The following is a 15,393-nucleotide window of genomic DNA, read 5'->3' as shown; positions in this document are numbered from 1 at the left end:
AACAACTCCAGGATGAGCAACAAAGGCTTACCATCCCACCGTTGCCGACGTTTCTCAAGATCTGCGGTATAAAAAAACCCGCCAAACGGCGGGTTAGGGGGTCAATAGAGAGAAGGCTCGCCTTCCGGCCGGGTTTTGAAGCGGCGGTGTAGCCACATGTATTGATCCGGCGCCATCAGGATTTCCTTCTCTACCACTTTATTCATAAAAGCGGCAGCTTCGAGCTCATTATCCAGCGGGAAGTTTTCCACCGCCGGCTGCATAATCAACTCATACCCTTTTGCATCGGGTAAGCGGCGTGGAGTAAAGGGAATAATGGCGGGTTTACCCATCCGAACCAACACGTAGCTACCCGTGGTGGTGGCGGCTTTTTCCACGGCGAACAGGGGAGCAAACACGCTGCTGCGTGGGCCGTAGTCGTGATCTGGGGCGTACCAGATGATGTCACCTTGTTTCAGCGCCCGGATCATGCCTTTGACGTCTTTACGGTCCAACATGGACTTGTTGGAACGCATACGCCCCCAGGTCTGCAGCCAGTCCATCAGTTTGTTGTCATGCGGCCGGTAAACCCCGATGCCCGGATTGTGAATACCAAATATGCGGGCACCCAGTTCCAGCGTCAGAAAATGCAGACCGATCAGCAAAACCCCCTGATGGTTATCTTTCGCCTTCTGAATATGTTCCAGTCCACTGACCTGGAACCAGCGCTCGATTCGCCAGTTTGGCCAAAACCACGCCATACCGGTTTCAAATAGCCCCATACCGACAGATTCAAAATTCTGCACAACCAATGCATCGCGCTCTGCCTGCGGCATGTCTGGGAAGCACAGCACCAGGTTACGCTGAGCAATCGCTACTCGGCGCTTAAGAAAGCGCATGGAGAAACGACCCAGCGAGGTGCCAAGGCGATAGATGACGGGGTAAGGCAGCAGGACCAGCAAATAGAGCAAACCGATGCCGAACCAGGTAAGCCAGTAGCGTGGGTGCAATAAAGAGCGATTAAAAGAAGGAACTTGAGTCATGTGTTCTCAGCTTAGAAGCAGTCATTTGACAATAATAACAGAGTAATACCAGGGGCCATCACCCAAAGGCAATTTTGCCAGGCATTCTTTTTCTGCCGTTTATAACCAACTATTGTGACATTTTTCTCACGCAACGTGAAAAGGCACCGCATTAAAACATCATTTTCGGTGATGAATCGATATCAATTGATGAATAATCCGACGATACCGCTCGAAAGGACAAAGCCTGTCAGCGACAGATGCGTATCATCCCGCGCAATTATTTAGGGGGTATTATGTTGGCATCATGGATAAGTGTAGGGCTGCTGGTCACGGGAACGCTGTTGGGCAGCCTTGGCGCACACCTCCAGTTTAACCCTTTGCTGGTCACGGCAGGAATCGTCCTGTTGGCGGGAATAGTGACTTCCGGGTTTACTGAATGCCGGGGTGGCCACTGAGCATCCACCCCGGATTTATCAGGCGTTTTTAAACAGACCTTTCAACACATGTGGTTCTGAACGCCAGTATTGCGGTGGTGCACTGACTTTCTCACCCAGTTTCGCCGCGGCATGCCATGGCCAGCGTGGGTTGTAAAGGATGCCACGCGCCAGTGCGATCATATCTGCCTGCCCGGTAGCGACAATCGCTTCCGCCTGTTCTGGCTCGGTGATTAGCCCTACCGCAATCGTCGGCAACCCGGTTTCCCGCTTGATGGTTTCGGCGAAAGGGACTTGATAATTAGGTCCAACCGGGATTTTTTGCAGCGGTGACGTCCCCCCGCTGGACACATGAATGTAGTCACAGCCCAGCTCTTTTAGCGCTTTTGCCAGCAGCACCGACTGCTGCTCATCCCACCCTCCGTCAACCCAGTCACTGGCAGAAATACGTACACCGAGCGCCTTGTGCGCCGGAAAGACTGCACGCACGTCGTTGAAAATCTCCAGCAACAGGCGCATGCGATTTTGCAATGAGCCACCATACTGATCGTTGCGCTGATTGGACAGCGGTGAAAGAAACTGATGCAGCAGATAGCCGTGCGCGCCATGCAGCTCAATCAGTTCAAAACCGAGTCGGTCCGCACGTTTTGCCGACGCAACGAACTGCGCTTTGAGCTGTTCAATCTCTTCCAGACTCATTGCCACCGGTTTTTCATCCTGTGGGGCAAAGGGCAGGGTCGAGGCAGACAATGTTTGCCAGCCTCCGTTTGCGGCGCTGAGTTGTCCACCGCCAGCCCAAGGTACGGCACAGGAGGCTTTGCGCCCTGCATGGGCAAGTTGAATGCCTAACGGCATGGTGGCGTGTTTTTTTACCGCGTTCACCACCTCAGCCAGTGCGAGTTCGGTGGCGTCATCCCATAAACCGAGATCGCTGGGCGTGATACGGCCTTCGGGAGCTATCGATGTGGCTTCCACAATCAGCAGGCCGGCGCCGGATAATGACAGGCTACCCAGATGCATGGTATGCCATTGTGTTGCTTTGCCGTTGTCGGCTGAATATTGGCACATTGGCGCGATAATAATACGGTTGGGCAAATTCAGTTTCCCCAGCGCAATCGGGGTAAATAACTGACTCATAATGTCCTCCAGGTCCGTGGTAAATAGGGTGGGTAAGATCTCCTTAGGCTTATCGGGATTCGTGAACAACGTCAAGTTTTCGCACTCAACAGCGCCAGCGGGTTAATGCTGTGTTGAGCCGATTTTTCGGGTATTATGTGCGCCGCGCGTGGGCCAGCGGCCTGCGCGCGTTCAAATCAGTCACCTCCCGAAAGACAGGAAAGTACACCATGCCAGTGTTACATAACCGAATTTCTAATGAGGAACTGAAGGCGCGCATGCTGGCGGAAACCGAGCCGCGCACTACAGTTTCTTTTTATAAATATTTCACCATCGACGATCCTAAGGCGTTTCGTGACAGCCTGTATGTCCAATTCGACAAGCTAAAGGTCTTCGGCCGCATTTATGTGGCTAAAGAAGGCATCAATGCGCAGATCAGCGTGCCGCAAAATAAGTTTGAGGCGTTTAAGGCCGCGTTGTTTGCTTCGCATCCGGCACTGGACCAGGTTCGGCTGAATATTGCCCTAGAAGACGACGGTAAATCCTTCTGGGTATTGCGCCTGAAGGTGCGTGATCGCATTGTCGCTGATGGTATTGATGACGAAAGCTTTAACCCGGCTAACGTCGGTGAGTATTTGCAGGCCGATCGCGTTAACCAAATGATTGACGACCCGGATACGCTGTTTGTGGATATGCGTAACCACTACGAATACGAAGTCGGCCACTTTGAGAATGCCATCGAAGTGCCTTCAGACACTTTCCGTGATCAATTGCCAATGGCCGTTGAAATGCTGCAGGACAATAAAGACAAAAATATTGTCATGTACTGCACCGGCGGTATCCGTTGTGAAAAAGCCAGTGCCTATATGTTGCATAACGGCTTTAAAAACGTCTATCACGTAGAAGGCGGTATTATCGAGTACGCACGCAAAGCAAAAGAGCAGGGGCTGCCGCTGAAGTTTGTCGGCAAGAACTTTGTGTTTGACGAGCGTATGGGCGAGCGGATTTCTGATGATGTGATTGCCAACTGCCACCAGTGCGGTGCTGCCTGTGATACTCACACCAACTGCAAGAATGATGGCTGCCATTTACTGTTTATTCAGTGCCCGAGTTGTGCCGCTAAATTTGAAGGTTGTTGCAGCGAGATCTGCCGCGAAGAGCTGAAGTTGCCGCGTGAAGAGCAGCGTGCACGCCGTGCCGGCCGTGAGAACGGCATCAAGATTTTCAATAAGTCGAAAGGGTTATTGCAGACCACGATGCATATTCCTGCACCGGAAGAAGATAAAGGCTCAGCCAACTGAGCCCTAAAAAGCGCGGCAGTCTTGCCGCGCTTTTGCATTACTTCGCGCGAACGCCTTCCACGGAAATAATCAGCTCTACGTCCTGAGACGCCGGGCCAAGATCGGTAGTGATGCCAAAGTCTTTCAGTTTGATCTTACCGTTGGCTTCGAAGCCTGCGCGGTATCCACCCCATGGGTCGTTACCCTGACCGATCAGCTTGGCGTCCAACGTAACCGGTTTGGTCACGCCGTTCAGTGTCAAGTTGCCGACAATCGCATAGCCTTCGCCGTTCTTTTTCACTTCAGTGGATTCAAATTTGGCCTGTTTGTTCTTTTCCACATTCAGGAATTCTGCACTGCGCAGGTGTTTGTCACGCTCAGCGTGGTTGGTATCGACGCTGGCAGTGTTGATAGTGACGTTCACCTTGTCTTTGGACGGATCTTTATCGTCGAAAGTGAAACCACCGTCAAAATCCTTGAAAGAGCCGTACAACCAGCTGTAACCCAGGTGCTGGATGCGGAATTCGATAAAGGCGTGCTGACCTTGTTTGTCAATTTTGTAGTCAGCAGCCAGTGCGGAACCGGCGCTCAGCAGCAGTGCGCCTGTCGCCAGGCCCAGTACGGTTTTCTTTAACATAGCAATCTCCATAAATCCAAAGGTTAATCGGCGCTGCTACCCAGCATCCGTTTCAAAGTAACATCACGATCAACGAAGTGATGTTTAAGCGCAGCCAAACCGTGCAGCACTGAAAGCACTACCACGGCCCAGGCCAGGTAAAGATGAACAGTGCCGGCGGTATCGGCCTGTTCCGCCATGCCAGTGACGGTGGCAGGGACGTCGAACCAGCCGAAAACGCTGATAGGCTGGCCATCGGCGGTAGAAATCAGGTAGCCGCTAATCAGGATGCTGAACAGCACCACGTAGAGTGCCAAATGCGCCAAGATTGCACTAACACGCGTGAAGCGACTGTAACTGGCCAACGGTTTAGGGGGCGGTGAAACAAAGCGCCAAATCACTCTGATCACCATGATGACAAACAGCAGCGTGCCGATGCTTTTATGGATTTCCGGTGCCTGGTGATACCAGACATCATAATAGCCAAGCGTGACCATCCATAGACCAAGGGCAAACATGCCGTACACCGCCAGCGCAACCAACCAGTGGATCAGCACTGAAATATGGCCAAACCGGTTCGCGGTATTTTTCCAGAGCATCGCGTTTCCTTACATTCCTCATTTTCTGGCTGCAATAATTAAACTTTAAGAAACATAAAATCAATAATAAATTTAACTATGTTACTTCTTATTAATATCAATCAGTGGATTTGGTTAAGATAGCGATAAGTCAATCAGTGAAATAGTTGGAGTTAATAGATGCTGTGGTAAATTAATTTTTTGTTATGGTTTGAAAAATAACGAATTTATTTATTATTGTCAGCTTTTGTCATTTTGCGTAAATGTGCTGAGAGGTTTTGACAAATAAACCCTAGTCAAGATTGCCAACTATTTTCAGTTGATGTTTTGAAAAAGGGTATTTTCTATCCAACCTGCAATACCCGTGCTGCGCTGAGGCAGAGTTTGCTAACATAACGGGTATCTGGTGGTCCGTCGGGCCAGCGCTATTAACGCAAGGAAATGTCATGGGCCGAACAGAGTCGACCGATCGCAGCCTGCGCCTGGCCATTATGCTGGCGATGGTGGTGATTATTCTCGCGGGTGTCAAAGCCGCAGCGGATGTCGTGGTGCCATTCTTACTGGCGGTATTCCTCGCTATGGTACTGAATCCGCTCGTGACGCAGCTTGAACGTTGGCGGATACCGCGTGTGTTGGGCGTGACCTTGTTGGTGGTCGCCGTTGTCATCATATTGATGTTGTTCATCGGAATATTGGGTGCCTCGCTAAACGAATTTGCCCGCTCGTTACCGCAGTACCGCGGCATGATGATGGAAAAGCTGGGAGAGCTGCAGCATTACGCAGACCGCGCCAATATCACTATTTCTACCGAGGCAATGTTGCAGTATGTCGATCCCAGTGCGGCCATGAATATGGTTACCCGCCTGTTGAGCCGTTTTTCAGGGGCAATGACCAATATATTTCTGCTGTTGATGACAGTGGTATTTATGCTGTTTGAAGTACAACTCTTGCCTTACAAATTACAGCAAGCGCTCGACAAGCCGAGTGAAGGTATTGTCAATATTCAACGTGCACTGGATGGCGTTACCCGTTATTTGGTGATCAAAACGGTAATCAGTTTGGCAACGGGCGTTATTGTCTGGGGGTTTCTGGCTGCGGTCGACGTGCGTTTTGCGTTTATCTGGGGACTGCTGGCGTTCCTGCTAAATTATATTCCCAATATCGGCTCGGTGATTGCCGCTGTTCCTCCTTTGGTCCAGGCTTTGCTGTTTAATGGTTTTGGCGATGCACTGGTGGTGGCTGCGGGTTTTATCGCCATCAACCTGGTGATTGGCAATATGTTGGAACCGCGCGTTATGGGGCGGGGGTTGGGGCTGTCGACGCTGGTGGTCTTCTTGTCTCTGATTTTCTGGGGGTGGCTGATGGGGCCAGTGGGGATGTTGCTGTCGGTGCCACTGACCATTATTACGCGTATCGCACTGGAGACCACCGAAGGCGGGCACAAATTGGCTGTAATTCTCGGTGATGGGCAGCCAGTAAAACAGGTTACTCCGGAGTAAAGAAGACTTTCCCCTGCGTTTTGCTGTCGGCGGTATGCTGCAGCGCCAGTTTATAGTGCCGTAGGGGATAGACTGCTGCTGGGGGCTGCAGGGTCAGTTGGCCGCTACGGACCAAATGAAAAAGCTGCTGGAATGCAGCTTGCCACTGAGTCAGTGTGGCTTGTGCATTCCACTTGCGCAGATGAAACAGTGAGGTACGCAGCCGCAATTGCTGAGCAATACGTTGCCAGTCAACCTGTTGGCCACTGAGTAACCCCAAGGCGACAAAATCACCGGAAGGGCCCACCGAACGTGCCAGCTGTAAACCCTCCTCACCACCAACACAGTCGATCGCTGCCTTCGCGGTATGGCCGGTCAGTAGCTGTAACTCATATTGCTGCAACAAACTCTTTTCGTAGACTCGCCATGCACCGGCATTCAGTAACGCCTGTCGATGTGCCGTATTGCGTACGACCACAATCAATTTGATACCACGCAGCGCGGCCAATTGGCAAAACAGAAAGCTTATTGCCGATCCCCCAGCGTTTAGCAACAGGATGTCGCCAGCATTCAGTGACAGCCACTGTGTCAGCAATACCCAACAGGTGAGAGGGTTGATATAGATTTGTGCTGCACTGGCATCATCAATATCATCCGGCACCCAGACGACCCTGGCTTGTTCAATCGTGACACAGGTTTGCCAACTGCCATCACCCATGATCGCCAGCGCCCGCCTATCGGTAGAGTGACCATGAGAATCGATAGCAACGCCCATGCCTTCGTAGCCGGGTACCTGAGGCAAGGCGGTACGGTGTGCATACTGGCCGTGGATTGGGATCAGATCAGAGGGGTTGATCGGTGCATAATGCATCCGTAAACGCAGGCGGTTGGGCTGTTGCGCAGGAAGACGGGTGTGTTCCAAATCAATGACTTGCTCAGGGTTGCCAAAACGGCGAAAGCACAGGCGCGGAAGGGGAGATGGCATGCGTTTAAGCGATAAAGAAGAAATAGACGTCCAGCACCAATAACACCAGCCATAGACAGAGATACAGCACCAGATGTTCGCGCACGTTGTTGACGATCGCCGACAGTATTTTGTTTAACATTCTTAGAGGCCACAAGGTAAGGACGGGCAGATTATAGTATTTTTGCGGCCGGCGTTCATACTGTCGAGAGAACAAAACGTGGGACAGAGGCATACCTCAAGATTAACAGCAGCCTGCTAGCGCAGGCTTTGGTTACACCGCCATCAAAGACAGTGGCATAGCGCTGGAAGGCACGCTTGGCGGATAGAAGTAGCGCAGCACGTTATACAGTGAATAAAATTCCAGCCGGTTGCGGGCATTGATTTTCTCTGTGATATGACGTTTGTGAACGTAGACCGTATGCGAACTGATTTGCAGTTTTTTCGCGATGCGGTAATTGGGCATTTCAGCCATCCAATGCTTCATTACCGTCAGCTCCTGTGGGCTGAACAGCGAATGTTCAACGCTGCAGTCCATCAGTGACACCGGCTTTTCGCGCATCATGCGCAAGGTCACCGGCAGAGTGGCTTTATTGAACAGGAATGCGTGGTCGGCGATACGCATTGGCGTTTCGCTATAGGGGTAGGGGGTATCCAGATAAATAAACAACAGTGCCGATGATGTAGCATCAATAAAGGCCTGAAGTTGGGCGTCATCTTCGCTATGGCGGCACTGTTTGGTCAGGTTCACCAGAATGTGGCTTGGCCGGTAGTGATCTAGCAGGGGGGTCGCCTGTTCAAGGCTGTGGCAACATTTTACCTGGGCGAAAACATTGTCAGTAAAATAGTTATCTATTCCGACCCGAGTGAAGCAGCATTCGTCCACGACAAGCAGTTTCATGGTGACGTCCTTGTTGATCGAAGAATTACTATGGCATATCAGCTGTAAAATAGAACTTACACCACAGCGGATCAATTCGGAAATCCGGATACTTACGACAGAAATTTCCGTTGAAATATTTTTTACATTTAATTTCAGGTTGTTATGACTATTTTTGGTTGTAACTTAGGCACTCAACCGCCGCCCGCAGCGGGTGGCGGGCGCGATTGAGTGAAGCGAAGGGCTTAATCAAAGCGTTTTAATGAGAAGGGCAGGATGTCCACCGGGGGCGTTTTATCTTCGGCAAACAGCGCAGCAATTTCACCCAATACGCTGGCAAACTTGAAACCATGGCCGCTCAGGCCAGTGATAACCATTAAGCGATCGCAGCCTGGCAGCGTATCGATAATAAAGTCCTCATCTGGGCTCATGTCATAACTGCATGCTTCACCGTGTAAACATACCCCTACACCTGGCAAGAATTGGCGCAGGAAATGGAAAACTTCGGTGCCGTCACTGGCAAAACTGCCAAAAGGTTTACGCTCTTCAGGCTTATCTATAGGTTGGCCACCATCGTGTTTACCCACCTTCAACCCGTCGTTATCGGCAGGGAAACCATAGTAATGGTTGCCGTCTTGCGCTTCGACAGTAAAGGCTGGGAACCGGTTATTGATGCTGTAACGGCCATCGGCCTGATGCCAGGAAAAGACTTTACGCAGCGGGGTAACTGGGAGCCGGGGTAGTAGCGCGTTTACCCAGGTACCGGCAGTGACTACGGCCTTGCGCCCCTGAAAGTGGCCTTCAGCGGTAATGACTTCAACCCCACCGTCGATAGGCTGCACTGCACTGACTGGGCAATTGAACAACTGACTGCAACCGGCGTCTTTCGCGAGCTTGATCAGGCTGGTGATGGCTTTTTCCGAGCGCAGGAACCCTGCATCCGGCTCAAATACGCCGACGTAGCCCTCAGGTGCATTGAATTCCGGCCAGCGCTGGTTTATCTCTTCCGCACTCAAGTTTTGCGTATTGAGTCGGAATTTTTGCGCGCTGTGCTGGGCATTACGAATAAATTCTGATTGCTCCGGCCCCATGTTCAGCACACCGCAATCCTGGAACAACTCTTCACCCGTTTGTTTAATCAGTGCGTTCCATAAGGCTTGGGCACGCAGAATCAACGGAACATATTTTTCGCCTTCGCCGTAGGCATGACGGATGATGCGCGTATCGCCGTGGTGGCTGCCGTTACGGTGTGGGGGCATCGCACTGTCTATCATTAATACTTTAAGGCCGGCCCGTGTCGCATAGTAACCCGCCGCTGCACCTACCGAACCGCTGCCCACAACAATTAAGTCATATTCCACGTGCCATAACCTCTCTGTGACATCTCTCTTATGCCGTCATGATAAAAGGTTGGGCGTCGCAATGCACTTGTTGCACGAGTTACAGGCAAATAAAAAGGCGCCAGGGATAAATACTGGCGCCTTAGGCTTTTGGGTAGAGTGAACTAGTGTTTTTTACGATCAAGGTCCTGGTAATCCGTTGCTTCAATCTTGGCGATGCCAGCTTCTAAGATATTGATTAATTGACGTGCGACATCTGTGGTTAGCCAAAGCGTTCTGTCTACTTGGGCGTCTTCGGGTGTCTGGTCTAGTGAAGACAGGTAATGAAGGCGTATCATCATGGCGTCATAAACGTCGACAGTACTGATATCCCAACCAACAAGCGGGTGTGTCTGAATTACTTCATCATTTCTGTCCATAAAGACCCCTTATTGAGTAGTGACTACCGTGAGTGACTAACGAGGATCAATGCGGCCCATCATCATGTGAGCAATTACAGTATACGCATCTGGTTTCGGTGGTGGAGCTTTTCCCACCTTCTTTTGCAAAATAAATATTTATTTGAGTGATTATTCTACAGGTTCGCTCGCGAAAGAGGGAAGACCGGGTGCTATGTAAGATCAGGTGGGGGGGCGTTTCGGTGTAGCCGTTTTTCTAACTCGGAGGCCAGATGGGCAAAGTGCTGCTGTGTTTCGGCATCGCGATTTTGATTTTGCGATTCCAGCTTTAGGCTGTGGATTAACAATTGGTTGGCTTTGTCATCAAGACCAAAGGCCAGATAGGAGAATGCCACTTCCAACACGCTTAAACGTCGTTTTTGATCGGCGATCAGTGCCAGCAACTCGCCAAACGTCATCGCTTCTTCGTTTCTCACTTTGTCTGGGGCCATGTCAAATACCTCCTGTTAAAGCATTCAGTACAGACCAGATAAAGGGTTTCTTCCAGCAAAAAATTAAACCCCCTTCGCCAGGCTTCAAATACAAAAAAGCCGGAGAGCGACCCCCGGCAAAAACTACATTGCAGTATTATTCTGCGCTAAACCAATCGTCAGCACTTTCCCAGGTTTCCTGGAGGATGTCTGCGATCAGGTCTTTATCTGTTTTGAGACCGCCAAGTACCGAGAGCCCGTTTGAGCCGGCATAACGTACCTGAACCACGGTGTCTGGAAATTGGCGATTGACTCGCTTGCTCAGTTCGCCGGTCAGAGCCTCTATGGCCCCTGACGGTAGTGGTTTGGTTTTATCTATAGTGACTTCAACACGCATAATTGCCCCCGAAGCGATTTACTGGATATTTATACAGTTAACTGCGACCGGGGGCAAGAGGCTACGTTAAAAAAAGATGCTTACGCCTTCACTGACCAGTTCAGGCTCTCTCCTGCCAGGAAGGGCACTACCGTTTCGTCACCCATGAGGATCTCTTCCGGCTGGGTGGTCGGGACGCGTTGCAGCTCGATAAAATCGGTATTGACCGGCAAACCATAAAAACGCGGGCCATTCAGTGAGCAGAATGCTTCCAGATGCTCTAGTGCGCCTAGTTGTTCAAATACGCTGGCGTAGGCCGGGATGGCGTTAGGGGCATTGAATACACCTGCACAGCCACAGCTTGATTCCTTACGGTGTTTGGCATGCGGGGCAGAGTCGGTGCCGAGGAAGAAGCGATCTGAGCCGCTGGCAACCGCTTTGCGCAATGCATCCTGATGAATGTTGCGCTTAAGGATAGGCAGGCAGAACAGGTGCGGGCGGATGCCACCAACCAGCATGTGGTTACGGTTAAACATGAGGTGCTGTGGAGTGATAGTGGCGCCAAGGAATCGATTGCCTTCCTGCACATATTGGGCCGCTTCTTTGGTGGTGATGTGCTCGAAGACGATTTTCAGTTCTGGGAACTGTTGACGAATTGGCTCCATAACCTGCTCAATAAAACGAGCCTCGCGATCGAAAATATCAACGGCGGCATCGGTCACTTCACCATGAATCAACAGCGGCATGCCGATTTTCTGCATTTGTTCGAACAGCGGGTAGATAGCTTTCACATCGCTGACACCGTGGCTGGAGTTGGTGGTGGCATTAGCCGGATACAGCTTGGCGGCAGTGAAAACACCTTGTTCGAACCCCGTGACCAGTTCGGTGGCGGCCAGCGAATTCGTCAGGTAGCAGGTCATCAGCGGGGTGAAGCTATGCCCCTGAGGGACTGCTGCCAGAATGCGGTCGCGATAAGCGCGGGCGGCATCGACGGTCGTAATTGGTGGAGCCAGGTTCGGCATCACAATCGCCCGGCCAAAAACCTGACTGGTATAGGGCAAAACCGTTTTCAGCATGTCATCATCGCGCAGATGGATGTGCCAGTCGTCAGGGCGGCGGATTTTCAGGGCTTGAGGTTGTGCGGTCATGTTGCAAGGCTCCGGCGGTTAGAAACGGGTCTACATAAAAGCGAATAATGGGGGTTATTCACGCCGGGGTGTAAGGATAAGCTGAAAGCGCTTGCGATGCATCTGTTTGTTCACAGCAAGTTGAAATCAATTGGCTATCAGGCGCATAGTGAGAAGGATTTTAATGGTTCCCGGGTGCAAACTGCCGGGTAATCAAGGTTATTCATGTGGAATGGGAGAAAAAAATGGAAGTGCGAGTAATTGCGACCCTACAGGCGAAACCTGAATTTGTATCTGCAGTGAGCGATACGGTACATGAGATTATCGAACCAAGCCGTCGGGAGTTGGGTAACCTGCAATATGATTTGCACCGCGAATTGGAACAGCCAGGCACCTTCGTATTTTTTGAACGCTGGGCAAGCGAAGAGGCATTGGAAAAGCACAATGCCACCGAGCATTTTAAGCAATTCGTCAGCCAGCTTGATGGCAAACTTGATTCGCTGGATATCAAACGCCTGAAGAAAATTGCCTGAGCCGATTTTGTTGCAATAAAAAACCCGCCTTATGGCGGGTTTTTTGATCGGAGCAGATTACGTTAATCGTTAACCGGCTGCGGTTTGGTTGCCGGTGCGGTGGCTTGGTTCGCCGCCGCATGGCCACCGGCGGAACCTTTACCTTCGAAGTTGAAGGTAGGGCGCTGCCAATCACTGTGTTGCTGCTGTTCCGGCACATAATCCGGTGCAGGGGCCTTGGTCATTGGTGCCGTTGCGATATGCTTGTACAGCGGTGCGGGTTGCTGCTGTACAACAGACACTTTTTCTTCAACAACGGTTGGAGCAACAACGGTCTGCACAGGCTCGACAGCGGCTTCCGGTTCTGCGACCACGGATGCCTGCTCGGCAACAAACGTGTCTTCAGTAACGGTAGTCACTGCGGTGTCCACAACGGGCGTTTCTTCCACCTCTGGGGCAGTTTCAACTGTTGGCGCTTCTTCAACCACTGGAGCGGCCTCAACCACTGGAGCGGCCTCAACCACTGGCGCGACTTCAGCTGCAGCCGTTTCTTCTACGGCCGGTGCCTCAACCACAGGAGCTGCGGTGATTTCTTCAGCCTGAGCCGTGATAATCGGCTTAACGGTTTCAACAACCGGTTGGGTTTCTGCTTCAAGTGCTTCAACTGCAACGTCTGGCGCACTAACGGCTTGTACGGCGGTATCAACGACCGCTGGTGCGGTTACGCTGACGGCTTCCGGTGCCATGACATTGTCAGTAGCGATCTCGATAGCCTCCGCCTGAACTTCAGCTTCTTCAATCACTTGCGCAATCTGTGTGACAGGGTAACTTACCCAGACCTTGCCTGAGGCCATTTCCGGAGAGGCGAAAGCCCCAGCCAATGGCATTGGCGACTGAGTAGGGTAACGCTCATCACGGTAACGGCGACGACGTTGACCACTGACGCGCAGGTGGCGTGGAGAACGGCGTGAGCGGCGTGGCATGCCGTTTTCGCCGTTAGCGCGGTTATCACCTTGTGCATCATCTTCGGCCTGCGCCTCGAGGGTTTCAGGCAGCAGTTTAACGCTGTCTTCAACCTGGGCAGGCTTCACGTCCTGAGCTTTTGCTACTGGCGCTTTGGGTGCCAATAATTCTTCCGCTGCGCGATGCAGTTCTTCTTCCGCAGACAATACACGAACTTTCTGTGGCAGATTACGACGCTGACGGCGCTGCATGTTCTGCATCTGACGTTCTTCGAGATCTTCGTCATTGCTGGTGCTGACCGTGGTGGTCTCTACGCTTTCAAGCGCGGCCACTTCCTGCTGAGCCTGACGTTTTTCTTCCTGACGACGACGCTGACGCTCGGCACGTTGCTCACGGCGTTGTTGCTGCTCTTCACGCTGTGCTTTTGCGGCCTCTTCAGACTGTGGCTCATCGACCGATGCAGTGGCTTGTGGCGCATTGCGGCGGTTGCGGCGCTGTTCATCACGTACTTCACGTGTTTCGCGGCCTTCGCGGTTGTCACGTGGTTCGCGATTTTCACGCGGTTCACGGTTATCGCGATCACGGTTGTCACCACGTTCTTTACGCTCGCCACGTTCTGGACGATCGCCACGCTCACCGCGTTCTTTACGACCAGTACCTTGACGGCGTTGACCGCGACGATCCTGGCGGCGGTTTTCACCGTTACCTTCTTGCTTCGGCGCTTCAACAACGGGTTTGGCTTCGACAACAGGCTGTTCTTCACCAGCAAACAGCGCTTTCAGGCCACCGAACAGACGGCCTAACAGGCCCGGTTTTGCAGCAACTGGCGCGGCTTGTTTGGTTGCAGTAACGGTGGCGGTAGACTTCGCCACTGCCGGTTCTTCAGCCGGTGGTGGTGCGTCAGCAGCCAGAGAGAACGAAGCCAGCGCTGGCTGCTCTGGGCGTTTACGCTCCATCGGAGCATCTTCCAGCGGCTGAGCCATTTCTTCTTCGTGCAGTTTCGGCAACAGGTAGCTCAGGGTTGGTGTCTCTTCACCCTTACGCACGCGCAGCACAGAGTAATGCGGGGTTTGCATTTGATCGTTCGGCACGATGATCGCTTTCACGCCACCCTGACGTTTCTCGATCGCGCTCACCGATTCACGCTTTTCGTTCAGCAGGTAAGAAGCAACCTGAACTGGCACGATAGCGTGAACTTCTTTGGTGTTTTCTTTCAGCGCTTCTTCTTCGATCAGACGAAGAATGGACAGAGCCAGTGATTCGTTATCACGGATGGTGCCGGTGCCGTTACAGCGTGGGCAGACGTGATGGCTGGATTCGCCTAACGACGGGCTGAGGCGCTGACGCGACATCTCAAGCAGGCCGAAACGGGAAATGCGACCGATTTGGATACGCGCGCGGTCTTGACGAACGGCATCACGCAGGCGGTTTTCCACTTCACGTTGATGACGAACCGGGGTCATATCGATAAAGTCGATAACGATCAGGCCGCCGAGGTCACGCAAGCGTAACTGGCGAGCGATCTCGTCCGCGGCTTCCAGGTTAGTGTTGAACGCCGTTTCTTCGATATCGCCGCCACGAGTTGCACGCGCGGAGTTAATATCGATAGCGGTCAGTGCTTCGGTGGAGTCGATAACAATCGAGCCGCCGGAAGGCAGGCGCACTTCACGCTGGAAAGCGGATTCGATTTGAGATTCGATTTGGTAGTGGCTGAACAGAGGGATCTCACCGCTGTACAGTTTGATTTTACTGCTGAAATCCGGGCGACCCAAGGCAGCAATGTGCTCTTTGGCCAGATCGAGAATTTTGGGATTGTCGATCAGGATTTCGCCGATGTCTGGGCGCAGATAGTCGCGG

General features: G+C 52.1%; 17 protein-coding genes. 4 read left to right on the top strand and 13 right to left on the bottom strand.

From position 1 onward, the window contains the following. Positions 1 to 101: 101 nt before the first annotated feature. The gene (locus AC2FCQ_RS20670; RefSeq protein ID WP_037423910.1) at positions 102 to 1,022 is read right to left on the bottom strand and encodes a Kdo(2)-lipid IV(A) acyltransferase; all 921 of its coding nucleotides are present in this window, start codon (positions 1,020 to 1,022) and stop codon (positions 102 to 104) included. Positions 1,023 to 1,297: 275 nt separating this feature from the next. Here AC2FCQ_RS20670 and AC2FCQ_RS20665 point away from each other — a divergent pair, with 275 nt between their 5' ends. Continuing rightward, positions 1,298 to 1,459, top strand: a complete 162-nt coding sequence (locus AC2FCQ_RS20665) for a histidine kinase (RefSeq protein ID WP_209632714.1) — start codon at positions 1,298 to 1,300, stop codon at positions 1,457 to 1,459. A gap of 18 nt (positions 1,460 to 1,477) precedes the next feature. Here AC2FCQ_RS20665 and AC2FCQ_RS20660 read toward each other — a convergent pair whose 3' ends face one another. Then, positions 1,478 to 2,575 carry an NADH:flavin oxidoreductase/NADH oxidase gene (locus tag AC2FCQ_RS20660; protein WP_265554980.1) on the bottom strand — a complete coding sequence of 366 codons (1,098 nt, stop codon included), beginning with the start codon at positions 2,573 to 2,575 and terminating at the stop codon, positions 1,478 to 1,480. Between the two features lie 209 nt (positions 2,576 to 2,784). Between AC2FCQ_RS20660 and trhO the strand changes: the two genes are divergently transcribed. Next, on the top strand, positions 2,785 to 3,855 hold the full coding sequence (trhO, locus tag AC2FCQ_RS20655; RefSeq protein WP_490307694.1) for an oxygen-dependent tRNA uridine(34) hydroxylase TrhO: 1,071 nt from the start codon (positions 2,785 to 2,787) through the stop codon (positions 3,853 to 3,855). 37 nt (positions 3,856 to 3,892) lie between these two features. Here trhO and AC2FCQ_RS20650 read toward each other — a convergent pair whose 3' ends face one another. Together AC2FCQ_RS20650 and AC2FCQ_RS20645 are read right to left on the bottom strand one after the other, a co-directional pair. Then, positions 3,893 to 4,471 (bottom strand): YceI family protein, encoded by a 579-nt coding sequence (locus tag AC2FCQ_RS20650; RefSeq protein WP_265554978.1) that lies wholly within the window; start codon positions 4,469 to 4,471, stop codon positions 3,893 to 3,895. 23 nt (positions 4,472 to 4,494) lie between these two features. Then, a complete protein-coding gene (locus tag AC2FCQ_RS20645; RefSeq protein WP_404759838.1) occupies positions 4,495 to 5,049 on the bottom strand; it encodes a cytochrome b in 555 nt (184 codons plus the stop codon). A gap of 425 nt (positions 5,050 to 5,474) precedes the next feature. Here AC2FCQ_RS20645 and AC2FCQ_RS20640 point away from each other — a divergent pair, with 425 nt between their 5' ends. Continuing rightward, the gene (locus AC2FCQ_RS20640) at positions 5,475 to 6,527 is read left to right on the top strand and encodes an AI-2E family transporter (protein WP_490307693.1); all 1,053 of its coding nucleotides are present in this window, start codon (positions 5,475 to 5,477) and stop codon (positions 6,525 to 6,527) included. Here AC2FCQ_RS20640 and AC2FCQ_RS20635 read toward each other — a convergent pair. The 8 genes from AC2FCQ_RS20635 to pyrC form a co-directional block, all read right to left on the bottom strand. Continuing rightward, positions 6,514 to 7,491 (bottom strand): zinc-dependent alcohol dehydrogenase family protein, encoded by a 978-nt coding sequence (locus tag AC2FCQ_RS20635; protein WP_490307692.1) that lies wholly within the window; start codon positions 7,489 to 7,491, stop codon positions 6,514 to 6,516. The two genes, AC2FCQ_RS20640 and AC2FCQ_RS20635, sit on opposite strands and share 14 nt — an antisense overlap. 4 nt (positions 7,492 to 7,495) lie before the next feature. Beyond that, entirely contained in the window at positions 7,496 to 7,612 is a 117-nt protein-coding gene (locus AC2FCQ_RS20630) for a DUF2770 family protein (protein ID WP_209632721.1), read from the bottom strand. Between the two features lie 132 nt (positions 7,613 to 7,744). Further along, entirely contained in the window at positions 7,745 to 8,371 is a 627-nt protein-coding gene (locus AC2FCQ_RS20625) for a helix-turn-helix transcriptional regulator (protein ID WP_209632722.1), read from the bottom strand. A gap of 224 nt (positions 8,372 to 8,595) precedes the next feature. Then, the gene (gene solA, locus AC2FCQ_RS20620; RefSeq protein ID WP_404759836.1) at positions 8,596 to 9,711 is read right to left on the bottom strand and encodes an N-methyl-L-tryptophan oxidase; all 1,116 of its coding nucleotides are present in this window, start codon (positions 9,709 to 9,711) and stop codon (positions 8,596 to 8,598) included. 143 nt (positions 9,712 to 9,854) lie between these two features. Beyond that, positions 9,855 to 10,109 carry a biofilm formation regulator BssS gene (bssS, locus tag AC2FCQ_RS20615; RefSeq protein ID WP_037423884.1) on the bottom strand — a complete coding sequence of 85 codons (255 nt, stop codon included), beginning with the start codon at positions 10,107 to 10,109 and terminating at the stop codon, positions 9,855 to 9,857. Between the two features lie 191 nt (positions 10,110 to 10,300). Beyond that, positions 10,301 to 10,579 carry a hypothetical protein gene (locus AC2FCQ_RS20610; RefSeq protein ID WP_265554968.1) on the bottom strand — a complete coding sequence of 93 codons (279 nt, stop codon included), beginning with the start codon at positions 10,577 to 10,579 and terminating at the stop codon, positions 10,301 to 10,303. Positions 10,580 to 10,715: 136 nt separating this feature from the next. Continuing rightward, on the bottom strand, positions 10,716 to 10,955 hold the full coding sequence (gene dinI / locus AC2FCQ_RS20605; RefSeq protein ID WP_037423878.1) for a DNA damage-inducible protein I: 240 nt from the start codon (positions 10,953 to 10,955) through the stop codon (positions 10,716 to 10,718). A gap of 80 nt (positions 10,956 to 11,035) precedes the next feature. After that, positions 11,036 to 12,082: a dihydroorotase gene (gene pyrC / locus AC2FCQ_RS20600; protein WP_209632725.1), complete on the bottom strand. Its 1,047-nt coding sequence runs from the start codon at positions 12,080 to 12,082 to the stop codon at positions 11,036 to 11,038. 224 nt (positions 12,083 to 12,306) lie between these two features. On the opposite strand from pyrC, the gene AC2FCQ_RS20595 reads away from it, so the two are divergent. Beyond that, positions 12,307 to 12,594: a putative quinol monooxygenase gene (locus AC2FCQ_RS20595; RefSeq protein ID WP_209634167.1), complete on the top strand. Its 288-nt coding sequence runs from the start codon at positions 12,307 to 12,309 to the stop codon at positions 12,592 to 12,594. Positions 12,595 to 12,656: 62 nt separating this feature from the next. Here the strand turns inward: AC2FCQ_RS20595 and rne are convergent. After that, the coding region (gene rne / locus AC2FCQ_RS20590; protein ID WP_490658450.1) for a ribonuclease E at positions 12,657 to 15,393 on the bottom strand (2,737 nt) is incomplete at its 5' end.

It is taken from the genome of Serratia sp. CoH_134_PS_4 (assembly GCF_058190535.1).
This window is presented reverse-complemented; position numbering and strand designations above follow the sequence as displayed.